General features: G+C 31.7%; 18 protein-coding genes. 6 read left to right on the top strand and 12 right to left on the bottom strand.

Features of this window, described 5'->3' with window-relative positions; all coding sequences use genetic code 11:
- The first annotated feature begins 73 nt into the window (after positions 1-73).
- On the top strand, positions 74-2,200 hold the full coding sequence (locus tag B2745_RS01460; protein ID WP_304062693.1) for an FUSC family membrane protein: 2,127 nt from the start codon (positions 74-76) through the stop codon (positions 2,198-2,200).
- Between the two features lie 10 nt (positions 2,201-2,210).
- Here B2745_RS01460 and B2745_RS01455 read toward each other — a convergent pair whose 3' ends face one another.
- From B2745_RS01455 to B2745_RS01415, 9 genes are all read right to left on the bottom strand, one after another.
- On the bottom strand, positions 2,211-2,978 hold the full coding sequence (locus B2745_RS01455; RefSeq protein WP_304062690.1) for a TIGR03915 family putative DNA repair protein: 768 nt from the start codon (positions 2,976-2,978) through the stop codon (positions 2,211-2,213).
- A complete protein-coding gene (locus B2745_RS01450) occupies positions 2,978-4,237 on the bottom strand; it encodes a putative DNA modification/repair radical SAM protein (protein WP_304062687.1) in 1,260 nt (419 codons plus the stop codon). Before B2745_RS01450 ends, B2745_RS01455 begins: the two co-directional genes overlap by 1 nt.
- 44 nt (positions 4,238-4,281) lie before the next feature.
- The gene (locus B2745_RS01445) at positions 4,282-5,160 is read right to left on the bottom strand and encodes an SDR family oxidoreductase (RefSeq protein WP_304062684.1); all 879 of its coding nucleotides are present in this window, start codon (positions 5,158-5,160) and stop codon (positions 4,282-4,284) included.
- Positions 5,157-5,807, bottom strand: coding sequence for a DsbA family protein (locus tag B2745_RS01440; RefSeq protein WP_304062681.1), 651 nt, complete (start codon positions 5,805-5,807; stop codon positions 5,157-5,159). The genes B2745_RS01445 and B2745_RS01440 overlap by 4 nt, the downstream gene beginning before the upstream one ends.
- A 62-nt stretch (positions 5,808-5,869) precedes the next feature.
- Entirely contained in the window at positions 5,870-6,352 is a 483-nt protein-coding gene (locus B2745_RS01435) for a GNAT family N-acetyltransferase (protein ID WP_304062678.1), read from the bottom strand.
- 60 nt (positions 6,353-6,412) lie between these two features.
- On the bottom strand, positions 6,413-7,408 hold the full coding sequence (gene bioB, locus B2745_RS01430) for a biotin synthase BioB (RefSeq protein WP_414691914.1): 996 nt from the start codon (positions 7,406-7,408) through the stop codon (positions 6,413-6,415).
- Positions 7,409-7,467: 59 nt separating this feature from the next.
- Positions 7,468-8,817, bottom strand: coding sequence for a magnesium transporter (mgtE, locus tag B2745_RS01425; RefSeq protein WP_304062676.1), 1,350 nt, complete (start codon positions 8,815-8,817; stop codon positions 7,468-7,470).
- Between the two features lie 38 nt (positions 8,818-8,855).
- Positions 8,856-9,983: a magnesium/cobalt transporter CorA gene (gene corA / locus B2745_RS01420; RefSeq protein ID WP_304062673.1), complete on the bottom strand. Its 1,128-nt coding sequence runs from the start codon at positions 9,981-9,983 to the stop codon at positions 8,856-8,858.
- 2 nt (positions 9,984-9,985) lie between these two features.
- Positions 9,986-10,597, bottom strand: a complete 612-nt coding sequence (locus B2745_RS01415; RefSeq protein ID WP_304062670.1) for a WbqC family protein — start codon at positions 10,595-10,597, stop codon at positions 9,986-9,988.
- Between the two features lie 40 nt (positions 10,598-10,637).
- Between B2745_RS01415 and B2745_RS01410 the strand changes: the two genes are divergently transcribed.
- Entirely contained in the window at positions 10,638-11,537 is a 900-nt protein-coding gene (locus tag B2745_RS01410; RefSeq protein WP_304062667.1) for a lysophospholipid acyltransferase family protein, read from the top strand.
- Positions 11,524-12,540, top strand: a complete 1,017-nt coding sequence (locus tag B2745_RS01405; protein ID WP_304062664.1) for a glycosyltransferase family 2 protein — start codon at positions 11,524-11,526, stop codon at positions 12,538-12,540. The genes B2745_RS01410 and B2745_RS01405 overlap by 14 nt, the downstream gene beginning before the upstream one ends.
- Here the strand turns inward: B2745_RS01405 and aroQ are convergent, their stop codons facing one another.
- A complete protein-coding gene (gene aroQ / locus B2745_RS01400) occupies positions 12,541-12,954 on the bottom strand; it encodes a type II 3-dehydroquinate dehydratase (protein ID WP_304062661.1) in 414 nt (137 codons plus the stop codon). It abuts the gene before it with no gap.
- Positions 12,955-12,990: 36 nt separating this feature from the next.
- Between aroQ and xerD the strand changes: the two genes are divergently transcribed.
- Positions 12,991-13,890: a site-specific tyrosine recombinase XerD gene (gene xerD / locus B2745_RS01395; RefSeq protein WP_304062658.1), complete on the top strand. Its 900-nt coding sequence runs from the start codon at positions 12,991-12,993 to the stop codon at positions 13,888-13,890.
- Here xerD and prmC read toward each other — a convergent pair.
- Together prmC and B2745_RS01385 are read right to left on the bottom strand one after the other, a co-directional pair.
- A complete protein-coding gene (gene prmC, locus B2745_RS01390) occupies positions 13,875-14,693 on the bottom strand; it encodes a peptide chain release factor N(5)-glutamine methyltransferase (RefSeq protein WP_304062655.1) in 819 nt (272 codons plus the stop codon). The genes xerD and prmC overlap by 16 nt on opposite strands.
- Positions 14,671-15,735 (bottom strand): sensor histidine kinase, encoded by a 1,065-nt coding sequence (locus B2745_RS01385; protein ID WP_304062651.1) that lies wholly within the window; start codon positions 15,733-15,735, stop codon positions 14,671-14,673. Before B2745_RS01385 ends, prmC begins: the two co-directional genes overlap by 23 nt.
- Positions 15,736-15,794: 59 nt before the next feature.
- Between B2745_RS01385 and ribD the strand changes: the two genes are divergently transcribed.
- Both ribD and B2745_RS01375 read left to right on the top strand, forming a co-directional pair.
- Entirely contained in the window at positions 15,795-16,847 is a 1,053-nt protein-coding gene (gene ribD / locus B2745_RS01380; RefSeq protein ID WP_304062648.1) for a bifunctional diaminohydroxyphosphoribosylaminopyrimidine deaminase/5-amino-6-(5-phosphoribosylamino)uracil reductase RibD, read from the top strand.
- Entirely contained in the window at positions 16,844-17,692 is an 849-nt protein-coding gene (locus tag B2745_RS01375) for an EamA/RhaT family transporter (protein WP_304062645.1), read from the top strand. The genes ribD and B2745_RS01375 overlap by 4 nt, the downstream gene beginning before the upstream one ends.
- Position 17,693 lies beyond the last annotated feature (1 nt).

The raw sequence follows: 17,693 nt of genomic DNA, 5'->3' as shown, positions 1-17,693 counted from the left end.
AAGGAATAAAAACTTCTTTAATTTAATTGTATTTAATAAATATAAATCATTAAACAATTTATAAATTGCATATATGCTACTTCAGAAGCCTTTAGATAATTTTAGAAATTTCTTATATACTCAGTATTTTTCTGATGGTATCAAGATAACGATTGGGGTGCTTCTCCCCTCTTTAATTTTCGCTCAGTTTAACCTCTTAGAGATAGGGATAAATCTTTCATTAGGTGCTGTTTGTTGTAGTATTGCAGACACACCAGGGCCTTGGCTGCATAGAAGAAACGCCATGCTGATAACAAATTTTTTGGTGTTTTTGGTGGCTCTTGTAACCTCTATCATTAATCAAAACCCGGTTTTAGTTGGTATAGAGATACTTGTTTTCTGCTTCATTTTTTCTATGTTTTATGTTTACGGAGCAAGAGCATCATCTGTAGGTACTGCTGCGTTATTGATTATGGTTTTGAACGTTGCCAACCACGAAACTACCCTAAATTCTTATGAACATGCTGGTTTGGTTTTAACTGGTGGAATATGGTATTTTTTATTAAGTGCCTTATTTTCATTTGTAAGACCATTTAGATATGCCAGACAAACCTTAGGTGAATGTGTACAAGAAGTTGCTGGCTATATGAGGTTAAGAGCTGATTTTTATAATGATAAAATCCCTGTAGAAGATATTTTTAAAACTTTGGTTGATAAACAGGTTCTGGTACATGAAATACAAGATAATGTAAGAGAGATACTGTTTAAAACCAGAAAGCTCGTTAATGAATCAACAAGTGATGGAAGATTGCTCATCATGATTTTTGTGGATATTGTTGATTTATTTGAGCAAACTATGGCTACCCATCATGATTATGAAATCATCAGGAAGCGTTATAAAAATCATGATATTTTACCTGCTTATGCTTTATTAATCCATAAACTAGCATCAGAAATAGAGTATATAGGTTTTTGTTTGATTCATCAGGTAAAACCAAGAAAACATGCTGTAAAAATTGAAGATTTAGATAAGCTTAAGAAGCAGCTAGATGAATTAGAAAAAGCAGGTATATCTGTTTTGGTTTTAAAGAAAATACTGGTAAATCTTAGACATATTTTTTCTAAAACCAATACCATTTTTGGTTATTTTGATAAAGAGAGTTTTATTAAACAAGCTAAATCTGGCTCAACAGATCATGATAAATTTGTTAGTCACCAAAGTTTTGATTTTAAGCTTCTTAGAAATAACCTCAACTTAAAATCTGGTAATTTCAGGTATGCTCTTAGGGTTTCTTTGGTTGTTTTTACAGGCTATTTAGTAGGTTTCTTATTGCCAGTTGGACATCATAGTTATTGGATTATTTTAACCATACTGGTGATTTTAAAACCTGGCTTTAGCACTACCAAGCAAAGAAATTTTGAAAGAGTAATTGGAACCATTATAGGAGGTATTACAGGAGCCTTAATCATTTATTTTATCAAAGATGAAACTGCTAGGTTTGTTTTAATGGTTGTATTCATGCTGATTACCTATAGCTTACAAAGGGTAAACTATTTCATCAGTGTGTTGTTCATGACACCTTTTATTCTCATCTTATTTAGCTTTATCAGCTCCACTATTAATGAAAGCTTGGCGGTAGAAAGAATTATTGATACCCTTATTGGTTCTGGTATTGCCTTTTTATCTAGCTATTTAGTTTTACCTAGTTGGGAGTCGTATCAGTTTAAGAATTATATGCTGGATATGCTGAAAGCCAATCAGAAGTATTTGGATGCTATTTTTAGAAGGTTTAATCCTCAAAATCAAATTAATATTACGGAGTATAAATTAGCCAGAAAGGAAGTTTACGTGAACACAGCTAATTTAGCCGCTGCTTTTCAAAGAATGTTGAACGAGCCTAAAACCAAGCAACACAAAGCCGTTTTAGATGTACATAAATTTGTAGTGTTAAACCATATTTTATCCTCTTACCTTGCAAATTTATCAACCAGTTTACAAGATTCTCAAATGATGTTTAATGCTGATCAGCAGAAGCTTTTTAGGAAATCTCAGTATTATTTAAAGCTTGCTATAGAATGGTTATCTGAAACTACACACGAGCAAGAATTTGTGCATGTTTTTGAGGGTGTAACAGAAACCAATGAGGATTTAGCTACAGAACAATTAGAACTTATCGTTAAAGTTTCTGCTGATATATTGAAAATTACAGAGAAGATTTAGTGTTCTGCTGTTAAACAGGGAATTTTTCTGTAAGGTATTTCCAGTATCTTTTAGGTACGTGTTGAATATGTAAACGCGAATTTTTTCTAGCTTGGATGGTAGTTTTCTTAAAATAAGTTTGCCATAAATGTTGATATAATTTTTCGTCTTTAACCAACATTTCTAAACCCTCTTGTTTGTTTAAATGGTTAGCAAATTTCATTTCTACCAATTCAACCTTGTGTAAATCATAATAAATACCATAGGTTCTTTTTTGGTCAAAAATCATCCACTTTTGGTCTTGATAACGGTCTTTAAAATGTTTTGCAATAACAGGTAAAACATTAAAATCTGGCTCTATTTCGGCATAATAAATATCATCTAGGGTTAACCTAAAACGTACAAAAGCTTCCATCCTATGCTTTTCGCGATGTACCATTTGCTCATATTGAGATAGTTTTAAAACAGATGGATGAGAAAAGTCCTGTATAATATTTCGTTTTGAGTTATTTAAAGCATATTGAACAACCGCCCATAAATGTGTTTCTAAATCTTCATCTTCTGATAAAAAAGTATAAAGCATGCGGTGTAAGCCTAAATCACCTATTAAAGTTTTAAGTTTTTGATAAACCCTTTCTGCTTTAGGAGCTTGTGTAAATACTTTTGTTATTTTAGCAAAAAGCTGCTCGGTTTGTAAAGCCTCTTTTACAATCTTAACTTGTTTTAGCTTAAATTCATAAGCTTCAAAAACAGCGGTTAAGAAGCCCTCAAAAGTATGGTCATACAATAAAATATTCATCAGAATAAAGCTAACTGAGCGTTGTATTGGTCTTGATATTTACTTTTAGTATTACCTAATATAAATTGCTTTAAATTACTGCTATTTAAAAACTTAAGATTTCCAAAATGTAGTCCGTAAGAAATAAAATATTTGGCTCTGTTTAATGCTACGCCTAGTTTTTTTAGATGATTTTCATTTAGATGACTAAAGCGTCTGGCTTCAATAATTTTCCAAGCAGATTTAACCCCAATACCAGGTACTCTTAAAATCATTTCGAAATCTGCTTTTTGAATATCTATAGGAAATATATGCTGATTTCTTAGTGCCCAACTTAGTTTAGGATCAACATCTAAATCTAAAAAGGGCAAGTTAGGATCTAATATTTCATCGGCTTTAAAGCCATAAAACCTCATTAACCAATCTGCTTGATACAATCTGTTTTCTCTTACCATAGGCACTTTACTTTGCAGAGAAGGTAAACGAGCATCATCGGCTATGGGAACATAGCCAGAATAGTAAACCCTTTTCAATTGGTAATTTTTGTAAAAAGAATCGGCGGTTTGGATAATTTCTAAATCGTTTTCTTGGGTAGCACCAATAATCAATTGTGTACTTTGCCCTGCGGGAGCAAATTTTGGGGTATTTCTGAAAAGCTTTTTTTCTTCTTTAAAAACAATGATTTCGTTTTTAACATAATTCATGGGTTTAATCATGTCTTCCCTATTTTTATCCGGAGCTAAAAGTTTTAGTCCCTTTTCTGTAGGAAGTTCTAGATTAATACTCAATCTATCAGCATAAAGTCCGGCTTCTTTCATCAACTCGTCTGATGCGCCAGGGATACTTTTTAAATGAATATAACCATTGAAATTTTCTTCTAAACGGAGCTTTTTAGCTACTAAGACCAATCGCTCCATCGTAAAATCAGCATCTTTAAAAATACCTGAGCTTAAGAATAAACCTTCAATATAATTTCTTCTATAAAAGTTTATGGTTAAATCAACCACTTCTTGTACGGTAAAAGCGGCTCTTTTAATATCATTACTTTTACGAGTTACGCAATAAGCGCAATCATAAATACAATGGTTGGTCAATAAAATTTTGAGTAAAGAAACGCACCTCCCGTCTTCTGTATAAGAATGGCAAATACCCATTCCGGTAGAATTTCCTAAACCTTTGTTTTGATTATTTCTTTTAGCACCACTGGATGAGCAGGAAACATCATATTTAGCTGCATCAGCCAGGATTTCTAGTTTTTCTGTTATCCTATCAAAATTCATATTCAAATTTACTAAAATATTTAGTAAATTTTAAACTAAAAATTTTAGTTTTGTTTTTGAATTCTGATGGTGTATTTTTTGATAGTTTCTTTAGGTTGCCCTAGTTCATCCCAAGTGAATTGGGATACAAATTTCTCATCGTACTTATTAAGCGCTTCCAGTATATGATAGATGTAATTGATTTTATTAGAAAATTTACCCATAAATTTTAAAACACCTATTGGGGTTTTAAATACGTTTAAACGTTTCTTTTTATAGTTATCAATAAATATTCTTACGGCTTCTTCTGGATAATATGCCTCAGGACCTTGAACATTATATTCTCTATTTTCATCGGTTAAAACCTCAAAAGATTTAGCTACTTGTTTACCATAATCGGCACCAGAAATCCAATACATTTTGGCTTCGGCTTTGCCAGCTAAATTCATTTGGTTGCCGTTCATAAACCCACCTTTATCGAAGTTCTCCATGAAGCTACTTGGATAAAATATGGTATAAGGTATTTTACTACTTTTAAGAATTTGAACCGCTTTTTGTTTAACATCAAAAACCCACCAATTGAAATTATTTTGTCCTTGATAATCTTTAACTAAAGAAGATAAATAGGCAATTCTTTGGATATTATTTTCTTTTGCGGCTTCTATTAAATTTAATAAACCAGTTGTTTCTGGCATGAAATCTTTAGGTTTAGCGTGTTGCGGAATATGAAGATTTAAATAAATAGCCTCCTGCCCTTTTAAAGCTTGAGATAAAGTAGTTCTTGAAGCTAAATCGGCAAAAACAATATTTGCTTGAGGAAATAGCTCTTTAGCTTTTTTTATATTTCTAGCCAGAATAGTTACCTCAAAACCTGCTTTTATCAATTCATCTGCTACAGGTTTGCCTAACATACCCGTAGCGCCCAACACCGCTATTTTCTTCATAAAGCTATTTCTTTTAATACATTTTGAACACGCAACTCCATAGTCTCTAGGTTAGCATATCCTTTAGCTATCATATAAAATTTAAGTTCGCCAGTTCTGATAAATGCTGCTGGATAGCCTGTTACTTGTAATTGTCTGGCTAAAGCAAAATCATAATAAGCAGCTTGTTTAAATTCTTCCTGATTTAGCTTTTTAATAAATTCTTCAGCAGGAATCTGATATTTCTCGGCTAAATAAACATAGCTCTCATCATTTCTTAAATCTAATCCATGAACATAAATGGCAGATTGTAAATCATGAGCAAATAAAATAGCCTTTTCTGGAAAATAAGATTTAAAAACAGATAGTGCTATGGCCGGTTTTTCTGAACTTAAGTATAAATCTCCTTTCTCTAATTCGGTCAAAAAAGCTTCTCCAAACTTAACTCCGGTAGCGTTTTCAACATCTTTATAGGCAGTTTTGATATAAGGAGCCACATCATTAATGGTACCTTCTCTTTCGCCCATCATCATTCCTCCAGATAATACTTCAAAATCAAAAGTATCTGAATAATTATCGAAAAGGCTTTTCATAACGGGGCTAAACCCATAACACCAGCCACAAATAGCATCGTAAACGTAGATGATAGAAGGCTTCTTATTTTCCATGAAACAAAGCTAAAAGAAAGCTTTTTTAGAAGTGTTTATGGATAGTCAAATTAGACTTTGAATTATAAAGGCATCGTCATTTTTAGAATGGCATAACTTTGATTTTTGTAAGTGATGCTAAAATCATTATCAATAAACTTAAAGCCAAAATTTAAATAACATTTTGCCGCTACATCATTATTAGAAAGCAGGTATAAATCTATACGGTTAATATTAAGCTCCTGTTTAGCTTTTTCTATTAATAATGATATCAATTGCTTACCTAAACCTTTACCCCTTTGTTGGCTTTCGCCGATGAGTAAATGACCTAAACGAGCAGAATGATCTTCTTGAGGAATAACTTCGCCATACGCTACAGGCTGATGCTCATCATCAATAACTAAATAAATAAGCCTTTCGGGATATTTCTCAATATAGCTTTCCATTTGTGCTGCTGTAAGTGGATATTGAAAAGCTATACCTGCAAATTTCAGAAGTGTATCTTCATCTTTAATCCAATTTATTAAAATTGGGATATGCTGTTCTTCAAAAGCTATGAGTTTCATTTTTAAACAAAAAAGGACAATCGAAAAAGATTGTCCTGATTAAGAATTTAATTTTTTATTTTAAGCAGTTACTTCTTCTGCTTTTTGATTTGGTTTTCCGTTTTTGAAGGCTTTTCTAGGTGTTAAACCTAAAAGTTCAAACATCGCCATATCATCTTTAAAATCAGGATTTGGTGTGGTTAACAATTTATCACCAGCGAAAATAGAATTTGCACCAGCCATAAAGCATAAAGCTTGTTCTATAGTGCTCATTTCTGTTCTTCCGGCAGATAACCTTACACAAGTTTTTGGCATGATGATACGAGCTGTTGCAATCATACGAACCATATCCCAAATTGGAACACGAGGTTGGTTTTCTAAAGGCGTACCTTTTACCGGAACCAATGCATTTACTGGAACAGATTCTGGATGCTGTGGCATATTGGCCAAAACACGTAGCATAGAAACCCTATCGTTAACAGTTTCTCCTAAACCGATGATTCCGCCGCTGCAAACCGTTAATTTTGCTTTACGAACGTTTTCTATAGTTTTTAAACGGTCATCATAAGTACGTGTACTGATGATTCTCTTATAATCTTCTTCTGAAGTATCTAAATTATGATTGTAAGCATATAAACCAGCATCAGCAAGTCTTTGTGCTTGGTCTGCATTTAGCATTCCTAAAGTACAGCAAACCTCCATATCCATTTCGTTTACGGCTTTTACCATATCAATAACCTTGTCAAAATCGCGGTTATCACGCACTTCTCTCCAAGCTGCACCCATACATAAACGAGAAGCACCACCTTCTTTAGCTTTTTTAGCTGCATCCAATACTTCGTCTACTTTCATCATGGCATGCACATCAACATCTGTATGGTAACGGGCTGCCTGTGGGCAATAAGAACAATCTTCTGGACAACCGCCAGTTTTTATAGATATTAAAGAGCTTATTTGCACTTCTGAGTAGTCTTTATTAGCTCTGTGGATGGTAGCGGCTTCGTAAACTAAATCTAAAAATGGTCTATTATAAATCTCTAGAATTTCTTCTTTTGTCCAGTTATGTTTTGTTTGCATGATTTGTATTTTTTTGAGCATTAACTACTGCTAAAATAGAATAGTCAAATTTGCTACAATTATAATAATAATTTTGAGGCTAAACCTAATAAAAGCAAGAATCCAAAAACATCTGTAAAGGTAGTAATGATGATAGAAGAAGCAATTGCAGGGTCTATACCAATACGTTTAAGAACTAAAGGAATGGTAGAACCTGCTAAACCAGCAATAATTAAATTGCCAGCCATGGCAATAAAAATGACCAAGCCCAACATAGGGTTTGAATCATAAAAAAAAGCTACTAAAAATAAAACTAAACCTATAACAGCACCGTTTACCAAACCTACTGTAAACTCCTTTATTACAGTTTGATAAGCTTGATTATCTGATAAATCACTTAAAGTAATTCTTCTTACGGTTACAGCTAATGCCTGCGTGGCTGTATTACCACCCATACCAGCAATAATAGTCATGTAGGCTGGTAAAATTAGAAGGTGATTAATGGTGGGCTCAAAATATCTAATTACTGATGATGCTAAAAAGGCCGTTACTAGATTTAGAAGTAGCCAAGGTAACCTAGATTTTACAGCCGCCTGCCAATTACCACTTAATTCCTCATCTTCTGATACCCCGGATATTTTTAACATATCCTCAGTATTTTCTTCTTCTAAAACGTCAATAACATCATCAAAAGTTACTCTTCCTAAAAGTTTCATATCATCATCCACTACCGGGATACTGGTAAGATTATATTGAGAGATTAAATCGGCAACCTCTTCTTGGTCTACTTGGGCTTTAACATAGATAAAGTCTTCGTTAATTAAATCAGCAACTTTAACACTTGCTTTTGCTTTAATAAGATTTTTGAGTGATATAATTCCTTTTAGCGTATCAGCTTCATCAACAACATAAACGGTGTAAAATTCTTCTATTTCTTCACTTTGTTGGATAATTTCATCAATAGCCTGCTTTTTAGACATATTTGCATATATCTTAATCAGCTGGGTATTCATTAAACCACCGGCAGAATCTTCTTTATAACTTAATAAGTTACGAATATTTGATGCGTCTTCGGTATCTAAATCTTGAAGAATTTCTTTTTGATCTTCTTCATCCAACTGGGCGATGATATCTGTTGCATCATCATAATCAAGTTCTTCAACAATTTCTTGCCTGCGTTCTGGATCTAGTTCTAGTAAAAGTTCTTCGGGATGAGCCTCAAAATCCATTTCAGAGATTACTTCTGAGGCACTTTCTGCTGGTAATAAATTGATGATTCGCTTTTGCGATTCTAAAGGAATTTTACTGAAAAGGATAGCAATTTCTGATGCGTGATATTCTCCTAAAAGCTTTATTAAATCCTCCTCATTACCCTCTAAAGCTTGTTTTAATTTTAAAACGTCGGTTTTATCAATTTCAAATGATTGCATCTTTGCTAATTTAAGCTAAAAATCTCCAATTCGATATTTTAATCTTTAAACCACCCTTTTTTACCGAAATACCATAATTGCCCAATCACAATAAGCAGCATCACTAAACAAACCATGATATAACCATGAGGCATGTATAATTCGGGCATGTTGTAGGGTAATATCTCTCCTGTTTTAGGGTCTTGATAAGAAAAATTCATTCCATAAACGCCTACAATAAAAGTTAAAGGAATAAATAATGATGAAATAACGGTTAAGAATTTCATCACTTCATTCATCTTGTTACTCATTAAAGACAAATAAACATCCATTAAACTTATTGAGGTTTCTTTATAAGATTCTATCAGATCTATAATCTGAACGCTGTGGTCATAAGCATCTTTAAAGAAAACCGCAACTTCTGGATGAATGATATGGGTTGGCTTTTTTAGAATTTCTATTAATTTATCTCTTTCAGGCCAGGCGGCTCTTCTCATGGCTATCATGATTTTTTTAACGCCTAAAATCCTGTACATTAATAATTTATGTGGTCTTTGGTAAAGATGTTCTTCAACAATTTCTAACTCATCTCCTAACCTATTTACAATGGTAAAATAATGGTCTATAACGGTATCCATTAAAGCGTAAAGCAAATAAGAAGGACCTAAAGAGCGTAAATTACCACCTACTTTTGTTTTCAGTCTTACTCTAACTGGTTCTAAAACATCTTGATAATCTTCTTGAAAGGTTATTAAAGTATCTTTAAAAATCAGGAAAGATAATTGTTCATTACGCATCACCAAACCGCTATCTAGTTCAAGCATTCTGCTGGTGATGAACATATAATCATCATAATCATCGCATTTTGGTCTTTGGTAAGTATTAACAATATCCTCCATTACCAAAGCGTTAATATTATAATGTTGCTGAATTTGATTTAAAACTTCTTGTGAACCTAAACCTTTAATATCTATCCAATAAAAGTTATCTGGATGTTCTTGAATAAATTTAAAAGCTTCATCTATATGTAGGGTTTCAAATTCTTTTATTTGGTTTTGATGATAAGCATAAACTACAATTTTACTAGCTAAAGCATTTTCTGTAATTACAAAAGTACCTGGTACTTCGCCAGGTTTACTTCTACGTTGTTTAGCTTTGATATTGAAAAATTGTGGTGTTTTTACCATGTTTAAAGATATTTTAAAGCCTGCGGACCTTGATTAAATAATAAATCAACGATACTTAAATTAGGTATAAAATTGTATTTATCTTCAAAAACCTGATAATATTTTTTAGGTTGATAGCTACTTGTTATTTTAGGATGAATAGTGCTTCTAAAATCTTTCAGTTGTGGATATTCAGCTTGATAACCTTCAGTAAAATTTAAAGCTACGTTTTGCTTCAAAAGCTTTAATACGGTATTTAAAAGCTCTAAATTATAATCAAACAGAAAATCATATTTCTGATGATAAAACGGAGCAAACGCATCTTCATAAAACTCAAAATAAGCAGAACTTCTGTAAGATGCTTGTAAACTCATCCAATGGATGCGTTGCCAATTGGCATCATAACTAATTTTAACATCCTTTACACAAGTATGTAATTTAGCCCCTTTTACCACCGGAACTGTAATACTTAAAGTTCCATTAGCACCGTAAATACTTGCTCTATTTCTATAAGTTTGTTTAGGGAAATGCTCATTTTTATCAATTAAAATTATTTCATTTTTAAAGTTTAGTAACTCTTTAAAAAATTCTATAGGTGGTAAATAAAGTAAAGGAAATATTGCACCAGATTCCATTTCAAAATATTTATGTTTGCAATTAAAACCAACGAAAATAATGATAAATAAATGGCTTTCTTATGTAGCTGCGTTTTTTTTGTACTTAGTTTCTTTGCTGCCCTTAAGAGTGCTATATCTATTGTCTGATTTTGCCTTTATCATTATTTTTCATGTTATCAAATACAGAAGGAAGGTAGTTAGAGAGAATCTAATGAACTCATTTCCAGAAAAAAGTGCAGAAGAAATTAATGGAATTGAAAAAAGATTTTTCAGTTATCTGGCTGATTTAATTTTTGAAACCATTAAAATGCTTTCTGTATCAAAAGAAGAGCTTTTTAGACGTTTTACTTTTACCAATACAGATTTAGTAAGAAAGTTTGAAGACCAAAATAAGAGTTATTTATTTGCCGTTGGACATTATGGAAATTGGGAATGGTGTACTATTGTTACGCCTTTAATTGTTAAAAGCAAACCGCTTATTATTTATAAACCATTAAACAATAACGTTTTTAATGAGGTTTTTAAAAGGGCTAGAGAAAAAAGTGGAACAGTAATGGTGCGTATGAAAATGACTTTACGTGAGATGGCTCGTTTCAAAAATCAGCTAACAGTTACTGTTTTTGCCGCCGACCAAACGCCTGCTTTGGCAGACCCACACGAGTGGATAAAATTCTTAAACCAGCCTACAGCAATTTTTATGGGGATAGAAAAAATAGCTCGTTCTACAAACTATCCTGTTATTTTTTGTGATGTTGATAGAGTTAAAAGAGGTTATTATGCTTGCGATTTTAAATTGGTTCACGATAATCCATCCATTACCACAGATAAAGAGATTACCTTAAAACATGCTAGAATTTTAGAGGACAGGATAAAACAAAAACCAGAATTTTGGCTTTGGTCTCATAAACGCTGGAAATTTAAACCAGCTGCAAATACAATTATTCATGAATTATCCTAAAGTTGCCGTTGTTATCTTAAACTGGAATGGAGAAAAGCATTTAGCAAATTTTCTACCTTCGGTATTTAATAGTACTTATCCTAATATGGAAATTATTATTGGTGATAACGCATCAACAGATAATTCTTTAAACTTTCTTAAGAATAATTTTCCTTTAGTAAAAGTCATCATTAACAATAAAAATTATGGTTTTGCAGATGGTTATAATCAAGTATTAAAACAAATAGAAGCCGATTATTTTGTACTCTTAAACTCTGATGTTGAAGTTACGCCAAACTGGATAGAACCGGTGATCAAAATGATGGAAGCTGATGACAAAATAGCGATAGCGCAACCTAAAATACGTTCTTATTATAACAGAGATAGTTTTGAATATGCCGGTGCTGCCGGAGGTTTTATAGATACTTTTGCTTACCCATTTTGCAGGGGACGATTATTTGAAACTATAGAAAAAGATAATGGCCAATATGATGATGAAATAGAAATATTTTGGGCTTCTGGATGCGCTTTATTCATTAAAGCTAATATCTGGAAAGAAATAGGTGGCTTAGATGAACATTTTTTTGCCCACATGGAAGAAATTGATTTGTGTTGGAGAGCAAAAAATATAGGATACAAAGTGATGTATTGTGGCTTTTCTACGGTTTACCATGTTGGTGGAGGTACTTTACAGGCTGAAAGTCCGTACAAAACGTATTTAAACTTCCGTAACAACCTTTATCTGATTAAAAAGAACGAGCCTCTTTCTCGTTCTATATTCTTAATTCCTTTTAGATTTTGTTTAGATTTCTTAGCCTTAATTAAATTTTTGGTAGATAAAAAAGCAGATAATGCCTGGGCTATTTCTAAAGCTCACCGGCATTTTATAAGTGCTTTATTTGAAGGAAAAATCAAAAATAGCCCTATATCTCCACAACAAAACCTTACTGGTAAATACCACAGTAGCATTGTTTTTGATTACTTTATAAAAAGCAAAAAGTTTTTTAGAGAGATTTGGAAATAGTTATAAAAAGCTTTTTAACGCTAATTCATAAGACATTAAACCAAAACCTGTGATAATACCTTTGCAGTTTTTTGCCATCATGCTGTGATGTCTAAACTCTTCACGAGCATATACATTAGAAATATGAACTTCAACAACTGGAGTTTTTATACCAGCAATAGCATCTGCAATAGCAACAGATGTATGCGTATAAGCTCCGGCATTTAAGATAATGCCATCATAATTAAAACCAATCTCATGCAGCTTATTGATAATTTCGCCTTCTACATTACTTTGATAATAGCTTAACTCAACATTAGGATATTGAGCTAAAAGCTGTTTATAAAAGCTCTCAAAACCTTCGCTACCATAAATTCCAGGTTCGCGTTTACCTAATAAATTTAAATTTGGTCCGTTGATAATTTGTATCTTCATCACCTCAAACTTATCATTAAAAATTCAAAAGATAAAGTGGAATGGCAATCATTTAAAAAGGGATTTAAATCTTTTTTGAAATTAGAGAAATCCTTATCAGAAAATTCTGTTCAGGCTTATATACGTGATGTTGAAAAGCTAGTTCAGTTTTTAGAGATGAAAACCACGCCTGTTTCTCTGTTGAAAGCTAAACCTCAGGATTTAAGAGATTTTATCAAATGGATTGCCGAGTTAGGAATGTTAGCTACCACTCAGGCTAGAATAATTAGTGGTATAAAAGCTTTTTATAAATATTTAATTATAGAGGATTTATTAGAAACAGACCCTTCTGCATTATTAGAGACTCCAAAAACGAGAAGAAAACTACCAGAAGTTTTAAGCGTACATGAGATTAATTTATTGCTTGATGGTTTAGATTTATCAAAACCAGAAAACACCAGAAATAAAGCCATATTAGAGATTTTATATGGTTCTGGACTACGGGTTAGCGAGCTTGTAAATCTTAAATTATCTGACTTATATCTTGATTTAGAATTTCTAAAAATTAAAGGAAAGGGTAATAAAGAGAGGTTAGTGCCTGTTGGAAGTTCTGCTTTAAAATATCTTCAAATATATTTAGATACCGTTAGAAATCATCTGGATATAAAAAAAGGTCATGAGGATTTTATATTCCTCAATAAAAGAGGTACTAAACTCTCTAGAGTGATGATTTTTATGATTATCAAAGATTTGGCAAAAGCTGTGGGAATTCAAAAAACGATTAGTCCGCATACGTTTAGACATTCTTTTGCTACGCATTTGATAGAAGGTGGTGCAGACTTAAGAGCTATACAAGAAATGTTAGGTCATGAAAGCATCACTACAACAGAAATTTACACCCATCTGGATAGAGATTTTTTAAAACAAACCATTACACAATATCACCCAAGAAGTTGAGCTTTTATAAAACGATTGTTATTGTTTAAATCTTTGATGATTTGAGCTTTAAAGCCTTTTTTCTGGATAAGTTCTTGTGTTTCTACTGCTAAATTTTGATTAATCTCAAAAAACAATAATCCGTTTGGGTAAAGATTTTTTAGTGCAAAATCAGCTATTTTATCATAAAAAATCAAGGGGGCATCATCTTCAACAAATAAAGCTAAATGTGGCTCAAAGTTTACTACATTATCATGCATATTTTGCTTTTCTGATAGTGCAATATAAGGCGGATTACTAACAATAATATGAAATTTAGGATAATCATCAGCTTTTAAAGCCAAAGCGTTATCTTTTTTAAAGTGTACCTCTACCCCATTCTCTTTAGCATTTGTGTAAGCAATTTTTAAAGCTTCTTCGCTCACATCAATAGCATGAACTTGAGCAGTTGGTAAATTCTTTTTTAAAGAGATGGCTATACATCCGCTACCGGTACCTATATCTAAAATTTCTTGATTTGATGTTTTTCCGCATTCTTGAAGCATCATGTAAACCAATTCTTCGGTTTCTGGCCTTGGAATAAGTACATGTTTATTCACTTTAAATTTTAAGTTGTAAAAATAGGTATAGCCCAAAACTTGTTGAAGCGGTTGTTTTAGTGCTAGTTTTGTTAAATAATCATCAAATAATTCTTTTTGTTGTAGTTCAGGTAAATGTATTACATCTTCGCTTATCCACTTAAAAAGAGCGTTTATTTCATCTTTTTCATAAATGCTCTTAAGTGCTTCCACATAATTGGCTTTAATAGCTTGCTTCTTTAACATGAATTTCTTTAAAAAGTGGCAAAGTAAATAAAAATGTAGAACCTTCTCCTTTTTTACTTTTTATTTTGAAATCGCCATTGTTCTTTTTAATAAATTCTTGACTAAGGCTTAAACCTAAACCGGTACCTTTTTCTTCGTTTAATCCTTTAGTTGTGTAAAAATTACATTTTAATATTTCTTTAATCTCTTTTTCTGTTAAGCCTATACCCGTATCGGTTATAGAAATCTCTGCAAAACCATCATTCTTTGTACATAAAACTTCTATCTTACCTTTATTAGGTGTAAATTTTAATGCGTTATTAATCAGATTTCTAATTATAATCTTAGTCATCTCTTTATCGGCAAATAATTTAAAATCTTCCTGCACATCTATTTTGATGTAAAGATCTTTTTTCATGATATTATTTCGTTCTAAGGCAATATTATCTTCAATAATAGGAAGTATATAAAATGCTGTTTTCTGAATTTTTTCTTCTCGCATTTGACTTCTTGACCATACCAAAAGATTATCTAATAGGTTTGAGGTTGAATTAAATTGATATTTTAACTCTGCTATTAAGATTTTAGATTCTTGCTCGTTTAATAGATTATCATCTAACAAATTTAAAGTACCTTTTAAAGATAATAATGGCCCTCTTACATCATGAGAAATAATAGAGAAGAATTTATTTTTCAGGTTATTTAAATCTTCCAATTCTTTCTTTTGCTTAATAATTTCTTCGTTTTGCTCTTTTAATATCTTATTATTTATTTTAGCTTTTTTACCGCTTTTATATAGTCTAAATGACAGAAACAGTGCTGTTAAAGAAAAAATAAGAATGGTATAGATTAAGAAATTTCTACTTTCTATTTTGAGTTCTTTATTTAGATTTTGCAACTTCAAATCTTGATTTTCTAAATGTAAACTATCTAATATAGTTACAACGGGCTGATTTCTGGGCATACTTATTTCAGCAAATAACTTGCTGTTTTTAACATTCCAAACGTTAAAAAAACTGGTTAAAAAAATAAATATTAAGATGGTATATTTTTTAATGGTCATTAAATTGTATTAAATATTTTAAAATAAAAGGCTAAAAGACTAATTACTATCTTTGATACGTGACTAAAGACGAAATAGTTATACAAAGAGCATTAGAATTAGCAAAATTAGGTGCCGGATATGTAAGTCCTAACCCTATGGTAGGTGCTGTAATTGTGTACCAAGGCAAAATTATAGGAGAAGGTTATCATCAAAAATATGGCGAAGCACATGCTGAAGTAAATGCTATTAAAGATGTATTTTTAAAATATCAAAACGCTTCAGAAATACTAAAACAGGCAACTATTTATGTAACCTTAGAGCCTTGTGCGCATTTTGGTAAAACCCCACCCTGTTCTGATTTAATTATTCAACATCAAATACCAAAAGTAGTTATAGGTTGTAAAGACCCTTATAGTAAAGTTAATGGTAAAGGAATAGAGAAGTTAAAAAATGCAGGTATAGAAGTGATATCGGGTATTTTAGAAAAAGAATGTTTGCAACTTAACAAGCGTTTTTTTACCCGGGTTGAGAAGCAAAGACCATATATCATCTTAAAGTGGGCCCAAACATTAAATGGCTTTTTTGCTACCAAAGATGGTTCGCAGAAATGGATAAGTGGTAAAGAAGCTAAAATGCTGGTACACCAGTGGAGAAGCGAAGAAGATTGTGTATTGGTAGGAAAAAAAACTGCTGAAATTGATAATCCACAATTAAATGTAAGATTAGTAAGCGGAAGAAATCCTAAAAGAGCGGTTATTGATAGGGATTTAAAATTGGATGAAAAGCTTTATCTTTTTGATAATTCTATAGAAACTTTTGTGTTTAATAAAGAACTTACAGCTATAAAAGACCAGTTAAAATACATCAGCATAGAAGATTTCGACTATTTTTTACCTCAGTATTTACTTTATCAGTTGTATTTACAAGATATACAATCTGTTATTATAGAAGGTGGAGTTAAAACTTTACAAATGTTTATTGCTGCTGGCTTATGGGATGAAGCTAGAATTTTCATCTCTCCTATCACATGGGAAGATGGTTTAAAAGCACCTGAAATTAATGGTATTCAAGAAAGCTTAACCGATATTGGCAAAGATAAATTATTAACGCTTACACCTCAACATTCATGATATATTTAGCTATTGCTATTTTATGTAGCGTTATCGTAAGTATCAACTTAAAATTACTGAGAAGATATTACACAAATGCTTATCAAGCCATTGTTTTTAATTATCCAACAGCTGCATTGTTGTGTTTTTTGTTTTTCAAACCCGATTTAAGTACCATTCCTACCATACCAGATTTTACGCTTTACTGTATCACATCAGTTTTGTTATTATCTATTTTTTATTTTATAAGTAAAAGTATAGCCACTTCTGGTATCATTATAACCGTAATAGCACAACGCTTATCATTGGCTTTACCAATAATTGCATCGTTTTTATTGTTTAACGAGCAATTAACTCCTATAAAAATTATTGGTCTTACCATTGGTTTTATGGCTATTGTAGCTTCTAAGCCCGATGGTAAATTTTCTTTAAAGGATTTGAAATTTTGGTTTCCTATTATTGTTTTTTTAGGTACTGGCATTATTGATATTCTTTTTAATTTTTTAACCAAAATTGAGGGAATAAGCTTTACAAGCTCTTTATTTTATGTTTTCTCTATTGCTACTATTCTGGCTTTTGGTAGTTTGGCTTATCAGAAAATAAATGGAACTTTAAAATTTCAAACCCGAGCTGCCTTAGCAGGTATTGTTTTAGGTTTTTTTAATTTTGGTTCTATCTACTTTTATATTTTTGCGCTTCAGATAGAAAAAAATCGCCCTTCTGTTGTATATGCTGCATTAGATATAGGTGTTATAACTTTAGGTTCTTTAGCAGGTTTAATTTTATTTAAAGAACGCCTTAATGTACTTAATAAGATAGGTTTATTTTTAGCTATTGTATCGATTATAATTCTCACGTTTTCTTAAT

Source organism: Pedobacter glucosidilyticus (assembly GCF_002483235.1).
GTDB lineage: Bacteria > Bacteroidota > Bacteroidia > Sphingobacteriales > Sphingobacteriaceae > Pseudopedobacter > Pseudopedobacter glucosidilyticum_B.
The sequence above is the reverse complement of the archived record's forward strand: the minus strand, read 5'-3'. Positions and strand labels throughout refer to the sequence as shown.

Excerpts from the sequence above, each read along its gene's own strand:
- aroQ (WP_304062661.1), bottom strand. The coding sequence starts at position 12,954 with ATGAAGATACAAATTATCAACGGACCAAATTTAAATTTATTAGGTAAA.
- B2745_RS01445 (WP_304062684.1), bottom strand. The coding sequence starts at position 5,160 with ATGAAGAAAATAGCGGTGTTGGGCGCTACGGGTATGTTAGGCAAACCT.
- B2745_RS01375 (WP_304062645.1), top strand. The coding sequence starts at position 16,844 with ATGATATATTTAGCTATTGCTATTTTATGTAGCGTTATCGTAAGTATC.
- corA (WP_304062673.1), bottom strand. The coding sequence starts at position 9,983 with ATGGTAAAAACACCACAATTTTTCAATATCAAAGCTAAACAACGTAGA.
- B2745_RS01415 (WP_304062670.1), bottom strand. The coding sequence starts at position 10,597 with ATGGAATCTGGTGCAATATTTCCTTTACTTTATTTACCACCTATAGAA.
- B2745_RS01440 (WP_304062681.1), bottom strand. The coding sequence starts at position 5,807 with ATGGAAAATAAGAAGCCTTCTATCATCTACGTTTACGATGCTATTTGT.
- mgtE (WP_304062676.1), bottom strand. The coding sequence starts at position 8,817 with ATGCAATCATTTGAAATTGATAAAACCGACGTTTTAAAATTAAAACAA.
- B2745_RS01435 (WP_304062678.1), bottom strand. The coding sequence starts at position 6,352 with ATGAAACTCATAGCTTTTGAAGAACAGCATATCCCAATTTTAATAAAT.
- prmC (WP_304062655.1), bottom strand. The coding sequence starts at position 14,693 with ATGTTAAAGAAGCAAGCTATTAAAGCCAATTATGTGGAAGCACTTAAG.
- B2745_RS01405 (WP_304062664.1), top strand. The coding sequence starts at position 11,524 with ATGAATTATCCTAAAGTTGCCGTTGTTATCTTAAACTGGAATGGAGAA.
- B2745_RS01410 (WP_304062667.1), top strand. The coding sequence starts at position 10,638 with ATGATAAATAAATGGCTTTCTTATGTAGCTGCGTTTTTTTTGTACTTA.
- B2745_RS01455 (WP_304062690.1), bottom strand. The coding sequence starts at position 2,978 with ATGAATATTTTATTGTATGACCATACTTTTGAGGGCTTCTTAACCGCT.
- B2745_RS01460 (WP_304062693.1), top strand. The coding sequence starts at position 74 with ATGCTACTTCAGAAGCCTTTAGATAATTTTAGAAATTTCTTATATACT.
- B2745_RS01450 (WP_304062687.1), bottom strand. The coding sequence starts at position 4,237 with ATGAATTTTGATAGGATAACAGAAAAACTAGAAATCCTGGCTGATGCA.
- B2745_RS01385 (WP_304062651.1), bottom strand. The coding sequence starts at position 15,735 with ATGACCATTAAAAAATATACCATCTTAATATTTATTTTTTTAACCAGT.
- bioB (WP_414691914.1), bottom strand. The coding sequence starts at position 7,408 with ATGCAAACAAAACATAACTGGACAAAAGAAGAAATTCTAGAGATTTAT.